This is a genomic window from Sediminibacter sp. Hel_I_10, assembly GCF_000688335.1.
GTDB lineage: Bacteria > Bacteroidota > Bacteroidia > Flavobacteriales > Flavobacteriaceae > Psychroserpens.
In genome coordinates this window covers 1,558,769-1,574,372 of sequence record NZ_JHZX01000001.1, presented here as the reverse complement: position 1 = coordinate 1,574,372, position 15,604 = coordinate 1,558,769, and the positions used below count along the sequence as shown (strand labels likewise).

Below are 15,604 nucleotides of genomic sequence, written 5' to 3'. Positions count from 1 at the left end.
TAATAAGAAACAATTATAATAGATTATGGCGTCTCATTACGAAGCACCTATTAGAAGACCCTTAGTTACAGGAGAGAAATCATATCACGATGTATCGATTGATGTGGCAGCCCCTGTTGAAGGCAAAGCAAACAAATCTTGGTGGATTGTATTTTCAATTGCACTAGTCGCTTTCCTTTGGGGAATTGGGTGTATTATCTATACGGTATCTACAGGTATCGGAACTTGGGGTCTAAATAAGACCGTTGGTTGGGCCTGGGATATTACTAACTTCGTTTGGTGGGTTGGTATCGGTCACGCAGGAACCTTAATTTCTGCGGTACTTTTATTATTCCGTCAAAAATGGAGAATGGCAATTAACCGTTCTGCGGAAGCCATGACAATCTTCTCTGTAGTTCAGGCAGGTTTGTTTCCAATTATTCACATGGGTCGTCCATGGTTGGCGTATTGGGTATTACCAATTCCAAACCAATTTGGATCTCTATGGGTAAACTTTAACTCACCGTTACTATGGGATGTATTTGCGATTTCTACCTATCTATCGGTATCTTTAGTATTCTGGTGGACAGGTTTACTTCCAGATTTTGCAATGATTCGTGATAGAGCAGTAAAACCTTTTCAGAAAAAAATCTACTCATTGTTGAGTTTTGGATGGTCTGGTCGTGCTAAAGATTGGCAACGTTTTGAAGAAGTATCTTTGGTTCTTGCTGGTTTAGCAACACCACTTGTACTTTCTGTACACACCATTGTATCTTTTGACTTTGCGACATCTGTGATACCAGGTTGGCATACCACCATTTTCCCTCCTTACTTTGTTGCAGGTGCGATCTTCTCTGGTTTTGCCATGGTAAACACGTTGTTAATCATTATGAGAAAGGTATGTAGTTTAGAAGATTACATTACAGTACAACATATAGAGCTTATGAACATCGTAATCATGCTTACCGGTTCTATCGTTGGTGTGGCTTATATTACAGAGTTGTTCATTGCATGGTATTCTGGTGTAGAATATGAACAATATGCGTTCTTAAACAGAGCAACTGGTCCTTATGCTTGGGCTTACTGGATGATGATGTCTTGTAATGTGTTCTCTCCACAATTTATGTGGTTTAAGAGATTAAGAACAAGCATTATGTTTTCATTCTTTATTTCTATCGTGGTAAACGTTGGGATGTGGTTTGAGCGTTTTGTAATTATCGTTACCTCATTGCACAGAGATTACTTACCTTCTTCTTGGACGATGTTCTCACCAACATTTGTAGATATTGGTATTTTTATAGGAACAATTGGATTCTTCTTTGTATTATTCTTATTGTACTCAAGAACATTCCCTGTAATTGCTCAGGCTGAAGTTAAGACGATATTGAAATCTTCAGGAGAGCGTTACAAACGCATTCGTGAAAATGGAGATAGCTTGGTAGGTACTGGTGCAGATGAAAGAACTTCGGTTTTAAAAATTGAAGAAGAGACAACCTCTAAACGTCCTTTGCAATCCAAACAAGATAAGTTAGAGCACTTACTAGAAGCAGTAGGTACTTTTGATGCAACTTTACAAACCCCAGATGATTTAAAACTCATTAATGGTATTGATGTCAACACTGAAGAAACGTTAAATAACATTGATATTTTTACTTACGCTCAAGTAAGTAAAATGACGAAACGCGAGTATGACTTACTAGGAGATATTACCACTATTTCTTCAGCAAGAGCAGCACAAGATGATTGGTCAGGTCAAGCAAAAAAATTAAAAAACTAAAATAGTACATGGAAGCTTCAAAAGTAATTCACGCTATTTATACAGATGATGACGTTCTAATGGCAGCTGTCAAGAAAGTCAAGGCAGCGCATCATCATATAGAGGAAATTTTTACACCGTTCCCAGTGCACGGGTTAGACAAGGCTATGGGGCTGGCACCCACAAGAATCGCTATCACATCATTTTTGTATGGCTGTGTAGGATTAACGGTTGCTGTTGTGATGATGAATTTCATTATGATAGAAGATTGGCCACAAGACATTGGTGGTAAGCCAAGCTTTAGTTACATCGAGAACATGCCGGCTTTTGTGCCAATTATGTTTGAGTTGACGGTGTTCTTTGCAGCGCACTTAATGGTAATTACGTTTTACATGAGAAGTAGAATGTGGCCATTTAAAAAAGCTGAGAACCCAGATCCAAGAACAACAGATGATCATTTTTTAATGGAAATTTCCGTTAATAATAATGAAGATGAGTTGACCAACTTGCTTAAGGAAACTGGAGCAGTTGAAATAAATTTAATTGATAAAGCGCATTAAAACATACAGATGAAAAGCTTAATTCAAATAACACTAGTATTATTTTTAGCACTATGCTTAGTGGCTTGCAATCAAAAAGGCTCGCCTAATTATGAGTATATGCCTAATATGTATGAGTCTGTAGGTTACGAGGCTTATCAAGAAGCAGAACCGTTTGACATGGATATGGAGGCAAAATTACCCGCCGAAGGATCTGTTGCAAGAGGAGGACACTTACCGTTTGAGTTTGAAAACAATAATGACGGTTATCTTAATGCCAAAGCAAATTTGACTAATCCTTTAGATTCAATGGCTTTATCAAGTATGGAAGGTGGTCAAAATTACGATATTTACTGTGCTATTTGTCATGGTAAAAATGGTAATGGCCAAGGTACCTTGGTGAAGAATGAAAAAATATTGGGTGTGCCAAGTTACGATGATGTAGGTAGAGCTATTAACGAAGGCAGCATCTATCACGTCATTTACTACGGAAAAAACGCTATGGGTTCTTATAAAAATCAGTTAAATGAGAAAGAGCGCTGGCAAGTAGTCAATTATGTTATGGACCTCAAAAAGGAACTGATGGGTAAATCGGCACCTAAGGAAGAGGCTCCAGCAGAAACTGCGATGACCGAAACTAACTAAGATAGATAAAGATTATATATAGATATGTACACAATTTCAGGTAAATTAAGAACAGTTGCTTTTGTACTTATGATTTTAGGTGCGATTGGCGTTGTTATTGGATTTATTTCATCTCATAAATCTTTAGATGAAGTTAAGGAGATGCTCGCTGCTGAAAATGCAGGTCATCACGGTGGTGGTCATGAAGCCGATACCAAAGCACACGTTGTTGCTGGAGGAAACGATCATTCTGACAACGCACACGATGAAGGAGCACATGATGCACTAGCAGATACTGATGATATTGCTCATGGTGATATGAATCATGGTGATGATGAGGCATCTCACGCTATGGCAGAATCTGGTCACGACAATGCAAACCATGACGATAAACATGCAGAGCATGTGCAACACCAATTGGCAAATAGACCTTGGTCTGCTCTATATGTTGCAGCCTTTTTCTTCTTTATGATCTCATTAGGTGTATTGGCATTTTATGCGGTACAATATGCTGCGCAAGCAGGATGGTCGCCCTTATTATTAAGAGTGATGGAAGGAATCACGGCTTACATGCTTCCAGGAGCTCTTATTGTATTGACTATTGCATTACTCTCGGGTATTATAGGACACTACAACCTCTTTGTTTGGATGGATCCAGAAGTGGTTGCTCACGATGAACTTATTCAAGGAAAATCGGATTGGTTAAATTTAACTTGGTTTGCTATAAGAGGCTTTATCTTTATTGGGGGTTGGTATTTATACAGACACTTTTCTCGTAAATATTCTATCGCACAAGATGATGCCGATGATAATAAGAACTTTATCAAAACATTCCGTATTTCCGCGGGTTTCTTGGTGTTCTTTTTATATACAGAATCAATGATGTCTTGGGACTGGATTATGAGTGTGGATCCACACTGGTTTTCAACCTTATTTGGATGGTACATTTTAGCGGGTATGATGGTTTGTGGAATTACCGTAATTTCTATGGTAACTATGTACTTAAAATCTCTAGCATTGCTTCCTAAGGTAAATGATAGCCATATTCATGATTTAGCTAAATTCATGTTTGGGTTTAGTATTTTCTGGACCTATTTATGGTTCTCTCAATTTATGCTAATCTGGTATTCAAACATTCCAGAAGAGGTGACTTATTTTGTGACGAGATTTCAAGATTACCAATTACCTTTCTTAGGAATGGTTGTAATGAACTTTGTGTTTCCATTGTTAATCTTAATGAACAGTGATTTTAAGCGTATTCCTTGGTTCGTTATTATGGCGGGTGTTGTAATTTTGGCGGGACACTATATTGATGTATTCAATATGATAATGCCAGCTACCGTTGGAGATCAGTGGTACATTGGGATTCCAGAAATTAGTTCGCTTTTACTCTTTGGAGGTTTATTTATCTTCATTGTATTTACAGCTTTAACCAAAGCACCATTAGAGGCTAAACGCCATCCACTGATAAAAGAGAGTGAACACTTTCATTATTAATAAAATTTATAAAGAAGAGAAACGACAATGACTGGTTTTTTAACACTTATAATAGTACTTTTCGTAGCAGTTGCCATTTGGCAAATGGTTAAGATATTTGATTTGTCTCAAGTAGGCACACCAGATGATGGCGCTATAGCTACAGATAAAGACAATAGAATCAATGGTTACTTAATGATGGGCTTTTTAGTTTTCATTTATGCCATTACCATATTGAGTTTTTACTATCTAGGAGATTTACCTTTAGTATCTAACTCGGCTTCTGAGCACGGTCCTGGAATTGATAATTTGATGATCATCTCTATGATTGTTATCTTTATAGTGCAAATTTTTACGCAATTCTTGCTTCACTATTTTGCTTTTAAATACAAAGGTGAAAAAGGAAGAAAAGCGTTGTTTTATGCTGATAATAATACCTTAGAGGCGATCTGGACGTTTATTCCTGTAATTGTTTTGGCTGGATTGATCATCTATGGTCTGTTTACTTGGACGAGCATTATGAACGTTGATGAAAGCGAAGATCCTATGGTGATTGAGTTATACGCGCAACAATTTAACTGGAAAGCAAGATACTCTGGAGATGATAATGTGTTAGGTTTAGCCAACGTAAGATTGATTGACATTGATAAAGCCAACATCTTAGGTTTAGATGAAGCTGATCCTAATGCTCAAGATGATATCATCACCACAGAATTACACTTGCCTGTTGGTAAGCCTGTGCTTTTCAAAATGCGTTCTCAAGATGTATTGCACTCGGCATATATGCCACACTTTAGAGCACAGATGAACTGTGTACCGGGAATGATCACTCAATTTGGCTTTACTCCTGCAGTAACTACCGAAGAGATGCGTCAAAATCCTGATATGATAGAGAAAGTGGCTAATATCAACGCTATCAGAAAAGAAAACAGTGAAGAGATTTTGGCTAAGGGCCAAGAGGTGTACTACGAGTTTGATTATTTGTTACTTTGTAATAAGATTTGTGGAAAATCACACTACAACATGCAAATGAAGATTATTGTAGAGACCCAAGAAGAATATGATGCATGGATTAAGGAGCAAAAGACTTTTGCTAAATCCGTAGTTCAAGCAGAATAATAAAAAAAAGACTATAAAAAGAAAAGAGATTATGTCAGCACACGCAGTTACTCACGAACACGACGATCACGGGCATCATCACAAGGAGACCTTTGTAACCAAATACATCTTTAGTCAAGACCATAAGATGATTGCTAAGCAATATCTTATTACTGGTATTATTATGGGTGTTATTGGGATTCTAATGTCTTTGATGATGCGTATGCAAATTGCATGGCCAGAAAAGCCAAATGTAATTTTTGAAGCACTATTAGGTAGATGGGCACCGGGAGGTGTTATGGATGCCGACATTTATTTAGCATTAGTAACTATTCATGGTACCATCATGGTATTCTTTGTACTAACAGCTGGTTTGAGTGGAACGTTTAGTAATCTATTGATTCCATTGCAAATTGGTGCTAGAGATATGGCGTCAGGATTTTTGAACATGGTGTCATACTGGTTATTTTTCACCTCTGCAGTGATCATGATCATTTCACTATTTGTTGAAGCAGGACCCGCGGCTGCTGGGTGGACTATTTATCCGCCGTTGAGTGCACTTCCAATGGCACAAGGAGGCTCTGGTATGGGGATGACGTTATGGTTAGTATCTATGGCCATATTTATTGCGTCCTCACTTTTAGGATCTCTTAACTACATTGTAACCGTTATTAATTTAAGAACTAGAGGGATGTCTATGACAAGACTACCTTTAACCATCTGGGCATTTTTTGTAACTGCCATTATCGGTGTCATATCGTTTCCAGTACTATTATCTGCAGCGTTGTTGCTTATAATGGACAGAAGTTTTGGAACCTCTTTCTTCTTATCTGATATTTTCATTCAGGGAGAAGTATTACATTATCAAGGTGGTTCGCCAGTATTATTTGAGCACTTGTTTTGGTTCTTAGGTCACCCAGAGGTATATATCGTTTTATTACCAGCATTGGGGATTACTTCAGAAGTTATTGCAACCAACTCACGTAAGCCTATTTTTGGTTATCGTGCGATGGTAATGTCTATTTTAGCCATTGCGTTCTTATCAACTATTGTTTGGGGTCACCACATGTTTATCTCGGGAATGAATCCATTTTTAGGGTCTGTATTTACATTTACAACCTTATTGATTGCAATCCCTTCCGCAGTAAAAGCATTTAACTATATTACCACGCTCTGGAAAGGAAACCTTCAAATGAACCCTGCCATGTTATTTTCTATTGGTTTGGTTTCTACTTTTATTACAGGTGGTCTTACAGGAATTATTTTAGGGGATAGTGCCTTAGATATTAATGTTCATGATACCTACTTTGTTGTAGCGCATTTCCACTTGGTTATGGGAATTTCTGCACTTTACGGTCTATTCGCAGGGGTTTACCATTGGTTCCCTAAAATGTTTGGGCGAATGATGAACAAGAACATGGGTTATTTACACTTTTGGGTAACAGCAGTCTGTGCTTACGGCGTATTTTTCCCAATGCACTTTATAGGTATGGCGGGATTACCAAGACGTTATTACACGAACTCTAATTTCCCATTATTTGATGACACAACTAACGCACAAGCGGTTATTACCATATTTGCGCTTGTAGGAGGTGTCTTCCAATTGGTGTTTTTATACAATTTCTTTGCGAGCATTTTCTTCGGAAAAAAAGCAGTTCAAAACCCATGGAGATCCAATACTTTGGAGTGGACTACACCAGTAGAGCACATTCATGGTAACTGGCCTGGAGCAATTCCTTTCGTACACCGTTGGGCTTATGATTATAGTAAGCCAGGACATGATGAGGATTTTGTACCACAGAATATACCTTTAAAAGAGGGTGAAGAAGAATTACAGCATTAATATATATTTGCTTAGGCAGATGTCTTATTCATATAAAGATCCTTGGAGAGTTTAACTTTCTAAGGGTCTTTTTTTTAGGGCTGTTTCTAAGTTTAGTATGGGTAAGAAGTATAGACGCTGCAATTTTTAAATTTCTTTTGCCTTTACACAACCATTTTTTCTCTTCTATTCTCACTCTGTACAGACTATCTTTTCTTTATCTTTGAATAACCATCCAAAAGAAGAACAGTACGTTTTTCTTCGGAAGCAAAACATAAGCTCTACATTAATAGTACGACTGCTTTTTTTCTGTCTACTATTAGAATTGAAAAGCAAAAATTCAAAAAGTTCCTCTTTGGAAGGACCATGATATGAACGAAAACCTAGACCCTACAGACGATAATTTTACTCCAGAGGAGCTGGATGTTGAAAAGAAGTTAAGACCCTTGTCCTTTGATGATTTTACAGGTCAGGATCAAGTGCTGGAAAATCTTCAGATATTTGTGGCTGCCGCAAATGGTAGAGATGAGGCTTTAGATCACACCTTGTTTCATGGACCTCCTGGCTTAGGTAAAACCACCTTAGCGCATATTTTAGCCAGTGAATTAAACGTTGGTATTAAGGTCACCTCTGGACCGGTTTTAGACAAGCCAGGAGATTTGGCTGGCTTATTGACCAATCTTGATGATCGGGATGTGCTTTTTATTGATGAAATTCATCGTTTGAGCCCTATTGTAGAAGAATATCTGTATTCTGCAATGGAAGATTTCAAGATTGATATCATGATAGAGTCTGGGCCAAACGCCAGGACCGTACAAATCAATCTCAATCCATTTACCTTAGTTGGTGCAACAACACGTTCGGGATTATTAACTTCACCAATGCGTGCGCGTTTTGGGATTCAAAGCCGACTACAATATTACAATACCGAGTTACTTACCACCATCTTACAACGTAGTGCCTCAATCTTAAATGTGCCCATTTCTATGGAAGCAGCCGTTGAGATCGCAGGTAGAAGTAGAGGAACACCAAGAATTGCGAATGCTCTACTGCGTAGGGTGCGTGATTTTGCTCAAATAAAGGGCAATGGCAGCATTGACATTAAGATTGCAAAGTTTGCCTTAGAAGCGCTTAATGTAGATGCTCACGGCTTGGATGATATGGATAATAAGATCTTGTTAACCATCATTGAAAAGTTTAAAGGAGGTCCTGTTGGTCTTACTACTGTAGCAACTGCAGTGAGTGAAAGTTCAGAAACCATTGAAGAAGTTTATGAACCCTTTTTAATTCAACAAGGATTTATCATGAGAACGCCGCGAGGTCGCGAGGTTACAGAAAAAGCTTATCATCATTTAGGTAAGATTAAAGGCCCCACTCAAGGCGGACTTTTTTAAAGTATAACTTTCGCAACTAGAGTTGCAACATATGACGTTTTAATTTCCCAAATTTGATGACGAACAACAGTAGCATACCTTCAGTACCATTAAGACGTTTTTTAAAACATTCGTTGGAAATTTTAAAAAATCCACTACCGTTTCATCATCAAAATTTTAAAGCGCAGGGCGATACTTTCAGATTGAAAATTGGATTTACTTCCGAAGTGTTTTTCTCTAGAGATGCAGCCTTTGCAGAATATGTGCTTCAAAAAAATCAGAGAAATTATACCAAGTCTAAAATTCAAACTGAAGATTTGGTCAAATATGTGGGTCGCGGTTTATTGACTTCTGAAGGCGAGCACTGGAAAAAGCAGCGAAAACTCATTCAGCCTGCATTTCATAAAAAGAAATTAGAAAACTTATTGGGAAGCATTCAATCAGCGATTGTTTCAGAATATCAAAACATAGAGACTAATAAAACTTTTGATGTCTTTCCACTATTTAATGATTTGGCTTTTCAAACCGTAGTAAAATCTTTATTTAGTAGTGCTGCCAATCCAGAACAAATCAATCGGTTACAATTTATAACAGAGTCTGCTCAAAAAATGCTAGTTCGAGAGTTAAGACAACCTTATTTGGGCTGGTGGTTTAAGCTAAGCGGAACCATCAAAACCTACACAGATTTAACTCAAGAGGCTAGGCAAATTCTTAAGAGCATTGTGAATGATCGTCGCATTTCAGAAGAAAAGTATGATGATTTATTAGATATGTTATTGGAGGCAAGGTATGAGGACGGCAACTTTATGGATGAGGAGCAGCTTATAGATGAGATTCTTATTTTGTTTACAGCAGGTCACGAAACTACTTCTAATGCCTTGACCTTTACTTGCCAATTGTTGGCCTTGCACCCAGAATGGCAGGAGAAGATTTATGCGGAAACTTTAGAATTTGGAGATCAGCCCGATTTGATGTCGGTGGTGACCAATTCAAAAGTTTGCCAACAGGTTTTGGAGGAAGCCATGCGCTTATATCCTCCCGCTTATTTTATAGACCGTGTGAATCTGGAACCTGACGAATTTAATGGAATGGTCTTAGACAAAGGCGCCAATTTATTATTCTCTGTTTACGAAATTCACCGTCACCCAGAATTGTGGGTGCAGCCAGAACAATTTAAACCAGAACGTTTTGAGGAAGGGAGCCGACAATTTTCTTCGCATTATTTTCCTTTTGGTGCGGGACCGAGAAAGTGCATTGGCAATAATTTCGCAATGTTTGAAATGATTATTGCTATTACAGATCTTATAAAAACCTATAAAATACAAGCACAATTTGAGGCGATTGGGATCACGCCACTAATTACCTTAAAGCCTAAAAATGCGCATCTCAGATTTGAAAAACGAAAGCGTTGATAGAAAACAAATCTAAATACAGCCAACTTATAAAATCTGAAGCCAAACGTCTCGGATTTTTATCCTGTGGTATTAGTCAAGCGCAATTTTTAGAAGAGGAAGCTCCAAGGCTTGAAAAATGGCTTAAGAACAATGCCCATGGCGAGATGCATTACATGGAGAACCATTTTGACAAGCGTCTGGATCCCACAAAACTTGTTGAAGGTTCAAAATCCGTCATCTCATTATTGTTGAATTACTTTCCGCAAGAAACTCAAAACCAAAACACCTTTAAGCTCTCAAAATATGCTTACGGAACCGATTATCATTTTGTAATCAAGGACAAACTAAAGTCACTTTTAAATGTCATTCAAGAAGAAATAGGAGAGGTGCATGGTCGTGCATTTGTAGATTCTGCACCAGTGCTAGATAAGGCTTGGGCAGCAAAATCAGGTTTAGGTTGGATTGGCAAACACAGTAATTTATTGACGCAACAAGTGGGGTCCTTTTATTTTATTGCAGAATTAATTATCGATCTGGAACTGGAATATGATCATGCGGTGACCGATCATTGTGGCACTTGCACCAAATGCATTGATGCCTGCCCAACGCAAGCCATTACAGAGCCCTATGTAGTAGATGGCAGCAAGTGTATTTCTTATTTTACAATTGAATTGAAGGAGAATATTCCCAGTGAATTTAAAGGTCAATTTGACGATTGGATGTTTGGCTGTGACATTTGCCAGGATGTTTGTCCTTGGAACCGATTTTCTAAACCACACAGTGAACCGCTTTTTAATCCGCACCCAGAAGTACTTTCCATGACTAAAAAAGATTGGGAAGAGATTACAAAAGACACCTTTAATAAAGTGTTTCAAAAATCTGCAGTGAAACGTACCAAATTTGAGGGCTTGAAGCGTAATATTCAATTTTTGAAGGATTAGTTATACCAAACAGGCCTTGGTTTTCCAAGTTCAAAATTTTGGAAACCAAAGTCTTCGGTTTCAAACGAATTGGTTCCAATGATATGGTCGCCTTGTCCAGGAATCGAAGGATAATAGGATAAGGAGAATTGAAATGAACTGAATACCAAATAATCATTTCGAATAATAAAGCCCAATCCGAAAGCGGAAAACACACGGCTTTTAGTGATGCTTGTTCCTTCATTGCCAAGAACCCCTGCTACCGCATTGACGTAAGGATTTAAACGAAATCCCAAAACTTCCCAAGGTGAATAAAACTGTGTTTGGAAAGAGAGCACATATTTTTTTGTGCCTAATAGTTCATTGCTAAAATTTGGGATTCCAGCACTGTTTCGGCGCTGTTCATCATCTGCATAAACACCTTGAAACCGATTGTTTTCATTAAGGCTCAACCGATCTCCAATAGTATTTAACCGATTGGTACCTATCAAAAACTGGGGTTTTACAAATTGGCGCATTTTCCACTTATCACCAAGTGATATCAGGTTGGTAAAATAATTTGCCTGAAATAAATACGCCGTTTGTTGGGTTTGACCTTTATAAACAAAGGTGCCATATTCAAAATTGGAGCTCAAATAACCCCAGCTAAAATACTTGCCATGAGATACTTTTGCGCCCACATACACAAGGTCTTTTTGGTTTTTATGCTGAAGGCCTCCAGTAACGGCATAGACTGTGCCCACAGGCACATCTTCGGTAATGCCGTCCCTAAACAGATAAGCATCTTGAATAAATTGTCGGGAAGAAAACCCCATACTGCCCATATAAAAAGTTTCACTCGAAAAATAGCGAATACTGTCTTGCGCAATACTTGGCGTATCGCTATAGTCCAAATGCAATAGGCGAGCCGCAACGATCAAGTTGGTGGAACGTTCTTTTTCAGAACTGCCTTCAAATAGGTTAAAGGAACGTGCCGTCCAAATATCCTGTGATTGGTATTTGAAGTTTTCCGCGCTCGATTCCATAACGTCATTAAGAAGAAGTTCCTGTCTGTATTGTTCATCGAGATAAATTCCTCCCGACCATTTGGCTAAAGCCGAATAAAACGGTCGATTGACATTAAAGTATTTTCCGTAGAAACCATTTAAATCGATGTTGTATCCTATCGAGGTGTTTATGAATGTATTCTTGAAATTGGGAACCGTATACCGGAAGCTATAAGCGTTTTTCCCATCCGATAAGCGGTTTGTGAAACTATTGTCGAACTGGTGCCCAAATCCCAGAAAATTTCGGTCCCTCAATCGGAAAGTGTTTTTTGAGGTGGAAATATCCGCTTTTGGGATCAAGCTCCAAGAGTCTAGGACAGCGACATACACATCTACGGAATCTTTAGTCTTTCCAATCGCTTTTACCTTAGTTTCCACGCTTCGAATGTAATTTTGCGAACGCAATAAACGCGCCGATTCTTGAAAGGACAAATTATCAAAAGGTTCATTTTCTTTGATCAACAAAAAATTACGGATTGTAAATTTTTTTGTTTTGTTGTGGATATGGTTCCCTGTTTTTTCTAACCAGCTATTCGCTGTTTTAGTAGAATCGGTAAATGAAAAGCCAAAGGGATCATGGCTCTCTACCACAATGCGTCTAATGATTTTACCCTCATAGGGTTTCATATTCTGCTTTTTGGTTTGATTTACTTGCTTGTTGGGCTTTTTGTTAGAGGACTTAAATAACAGTTTATGCAGAAACTTGGTGGTTTTTCTTTTTTTTGAATACTGCTCTAGTTTTTCATAAACATTCGCAGAATCCTTTTTGGTATCATTCACTTGGGCAAAAGCACAGTAGCCATTAAAAATTAAAATAATAAGGGCAAATTGTTTTAGCTTCATTTCCTTAATTAGCATTTACCTCATTGAGGTGAGTCCAAATGTAATATTTTGATCCACTAGTTAAATTAAGTGAGAAGGATTGTTTTAGATTATTTAATGAAAAGAAATCTGAGGATTTTATTTTTGACTATTTTCATGATCTTGGTGCCAGAACAAAGTGTTTAACCAAGGAATTGGCGAGCATAAAATCGCAAAATCTAGGAAAACTTTCAAATGACCTTACTATTAATCAATTATAATTGAGTTAAAATTTCCGAAGCGAATAAAAATCACTTAAACGTAAACCCCATAGCGAATTTAAAGACCAAATTATCCTTGGTTTCAGGTAAACTGTAAAAGCCATAACGGTAAAATCCACCGGCACCAATACCCAAATACCCAATATCGAGATAATTGAGTTTAATGAGGTTTCGAAGCTCTAGTCCGCTTTCTAAAAACAGCTCATTCTTAATGGTAAAGTCAATGGCTTCATGGTTTTCGGGCTTCTCAAGATGACCAATACCAAGGTTGTTATGAATCACAATCTCGGGGGTGAAAGATCCTTTGTTATTGAGTAACATGCCTAGATTATGATTGGTGAATAGGTGTACATAACGATCAGACAAAAATTCATAAGGCCTGACGGTTTGGAAATAATTTTGAAACACATAGCGAAATTTAGAATCAAAACTCCCCTCTCCCGTAAAGAGCTGCCCGTAGGGTACAGATGTGTCTAGATAACCCATATCAAATCTGTAAGTGGTTTTTCCCAATCCCTTTATCCTAAAGCTGTCATCCATTGTAAAAAGGAATTTGTTATAGCTTAGTTCGCTGCCAAAAACACCTTTGATCCCACGGGCATAGGTTAAATTGAAAATGGGATCATCACTTTCTAAACGTGACAGTTGATTGAAAACGGTAGTCAACTTTTCGTTCACAAAATAATTTAGACTGAAATGAACTTCAGAGTTTTTGTAATTTACTATTGGCCCTGAGTTAGAGCGAAACTGATAGTTGTACAACGGTTTGATTTCAGAAGTGCTAAAGCCGACGGACCAATCTATATTCCGTAGTAATTTCATTTTGGTACTGATGCTTAAAGCCTTGATTTGATCCATGTGATCGGCAATAATAGATCTTGAATCAAATAAAGATTGGTTTTGCTCAAAATAAGAGCGTCCGACCTCTTTGAGATTGCTCTCGTATTTTAGATTGACAGAAATATCTTTTTTGCTAGGGATATCTATTAGGACTTCTCCTCCATATTTCCAAGTATGATCTTTAAAACCATACCCGGCAAAAGCACCGATGGAAATATGTTCTAAAACATCATCATTGGTATAAAAGCCAGCGCCTAATCTCAAACCTTCGTACTTATTGTATTGAAAGATTTTGAGCAGATCGAGATCAACATATGGTAAGGGAAGTCTACCTTTTGCAAGACTTTCAGAATATGATAATATCTTGTCAAATTTAAAAGCTTCGCCCAAACTATCAATTACCACATAGGTGCGTGCTTCTTTCATATTTAAACTGTCCCTTCTAAAGGCCTTCCAGAAATCGTCATCTTTTTTAACCGCGTCTTGGTCAATACCCAAAGGAAGTACAGCGAACTGCTTTTTCTTTAAGGGGGCATTCAATTCAATTTGAGAAAGATAACTTTTGCCAACATATTTAATGGCTTCAAGCCTGTCTCCAACCGTAATCACAAAATTGAGTTGTTCTGGAAACCAATGCGAATTGTTGACAAAGGCATACTTTTGTTGAATAGCGACCTCAATTTTACCAGAATTAGAAGTTTTAGCGTCTACACTTTGTACGGCGTAATTGTTGGAGTTGATGTAGATCAAACCTTCTAATCCCTCAAAATTTCTATTGGCGTTAGGCTCAAATGAAATGGCAAAAATCGTATCCTTTCCCTTGAGGTATTCTTCTCTAAGACTAAATTTATATTTTTTGGTGCTTCCTTTTGAAATAGGATTTAAATAGTCCACCTCAAACAGACTAATGTAATCTTCGTAAAATGAAAATGGCTGTAAATTGTTAGCTAATAGCGCAAAATTAGGCGATTTAAAACCTGAAGATTTGGTGGCTATGATACTGTCTTCATCAAAACGGGGTTTGAGATATTTGCGTTTGGCAACCGTTTCGGTGATAAAGAAAAAGGAGGATTCTAAAAAAGTCTCCAAATCATTTAAGGAGTCTTTTTTAACGGCATCTTTTCCAGAGTCTATAATAATCTTGTCATACGATTGGTAGGTAAAGGAGTTGAGATTCTCGGGATTGTTCAATGCTTTGTTGGCTATCGCATTTTTGATAATGCGATGTGCCGGATTTTGGGTATTGGTAATCACAACCTCGTCAAGGGTGCTTAGCTCTGCCTGTAATGGGATGATGTTTGAATCTAGTTCGGCTAACTGTAAACGTTCTTTTTTGTAGCCAATATAGCTAATGAATATAGTCTCTACTTCTTGAGGTACATTGAAGATGCCATCAATATCTGAAATGGTACCATTACGATCGTTATCATTAAAAATAACGTTGGCAAAAGCAATGGGCGCTTTCGTCTCAGAATCTATAAGTTTAAAACTGAGTTTGTTTTGTGCTTGGCTTATAAACCCAATAAACAAAATTAGCGTTGTAATAAATCTCATTAGTACATATCAGGAGTTTAAAAATAACACATTATCCTCAAAAAAAAGCTTCTAAAGTACAATCTAGCTAATGAGTCAAGAATTATAACGATTACGAACAG

Annotated in this window: 11 protein-coding genes; 9 read left to right on the top strand and 2 right to left on the bottom strand. The window is 37.6% G+C overall.

Features of this window, described 5'->3' with window-relative positions; all coding sequences use genetic code 11:
• The first annotated feature begins 25 nt into the window (after positions 1-25).
• The 9 genes from nrfD (at position 26) to queG (ending at position 11,002) form a co-directional block, all read left to right on the top strand.
• Complete coding sequence (nrfD, locus tag P176_RS19105; protein WP_081820688.1) at positions 26-1,756, top strand: NrfD/PsrC family molybdoenzyme membrane anchor subunit; 1,731 nt, start codon at positions 26-28, stop codon at positions 1,754-1,756.
• An 8-nt stretch (positions 1,757-1,764) separates the two neighbouring features.
• On the top strand, positions 1,765-2,295 hold the full coding sequence (locus P176_RS0107025) for a DUF3341 domain-containing protein (protein WP_026754040.1): 531 nt from the start codon (positions 1,765-1,767) through the stop codon (positions 2,293-2,295).
• A gap of 9 nt (positions 2,296-2,304) precedes the next feature.
• A complete protein-coding gene (locus P176_RS19100; RefSeq protein ID WP_051605422.1) occupies positions 2,305-2,919 on the top strand; it encodes a cytochrome c in 615 nt (204 codons plus the stop codon).
• A gap of 24 nt (positions 2,920-2,943) precedes the next feature.
• A complete protein-coding gene (locus P176_RS0107015) occupies positions 2,944-4,395 on the top strand; it encodes a hypothetical protein (protein WP_026754039.1) in 1,452 nt (483 codons plus the stop codon).
• A 27-nt stretch (positions 4,396-4,422) separates the two neighbouring features.
• Entirely contained in the window at positions 4,423-5,493 is a 1,071-nt protein-coding gene (locus tag P176_RS0107010; RefSeq protein ID WP_026754038.1) for a cytochrome c oxidase subunit II, read from the top strand.
• Positions 5,494-5,524: 31 nt separating this feature from the next.
• On the top strand, positions 5,525-7,315 hold the full coding sequence (locus P176_RS0107005) for a cbb3-type cytochrome c oxidase subunit I (protein ID WP_026754037.1): 1,791 nt from the start codon (positions 5,525-5,527) through the stop codon (positions 7,313-7,315).
• Between the two features lie 350 nt (positions 7,316-7,665).
• Positions 7,666-8,688 carry a Holliday junction branch migration DNA helicase RuvB gene (gene ruvB / locus P176_RS0107000; RefSeq protein ID WP_026754036.1) on the top strand — a complete coding sequence of 341 codons (1,023 nt, stop codon included), beginning with the start codon at positions 7,666-7,668 and terminating at the stop codon, positions 8,686-8,688.
• Between the two features lie 56 nt (positions 8,689-8,744).
• The gene (locus P176_RS0106995) at positions 8,745-10,079 is read left to right on the top strand and encodes a cytochrome P450 (protein WP_026754035.1); all 1,335 of its coding nucleotides are present in this window, start codon (positions 8,745-8,747) and stop codon (positions 10,077-10,079) included.
• A complete protein-coding gene (queG, locus tag P176_RS0106990) occupies positions 10,076-11,002 on the top strand; it encodes a tRNA epoxyqueuosine(34) reductase QueG (RefSeq protein ID WP_026754034.1) in 927 nt (308 codons plus the stop codon). The genes P176_RS0106995 and queG overlap by 4 nt, the downstream gene beginning before the upstream one ends.
• Here queG and P176_RS0106985 read toward each other — a convergent pair.
• Together P176_RS0106985 and P176_RS0106980 are read right to left on the bottom strand one after the other, a co-directional pair.
• The gene (locus P176_RS0106985; RefSeq protein ID WP_051605586.1) at positions 10,999-12,870 is read right to left on the bottom strand and encodes a hypothetical protein; all 1,872 of its coding nucleotides are present in this window, start codon (positions 12,868-12,870) and stop codon (positions 10,999-11,001) included. The two genes, queG and P176_RS0106985, sit on opposite strands and share 4 nt — an antisense overlap.
• A 269-nt stretch (positions 12,871-13,139) precedes the next feature.
• Positions 13,140-15,503, bottom strand: a complete 2,364-nt coding sequence (locus P176_RS0106980; protein ID WP_026754032.1) for a DUF5686 family protein — start codon at positions 15,501-15,503, stop codon at positions 13,140-13,142.
• Positions 15,504-15,604 lie beyond the last annotated feature (101 nt).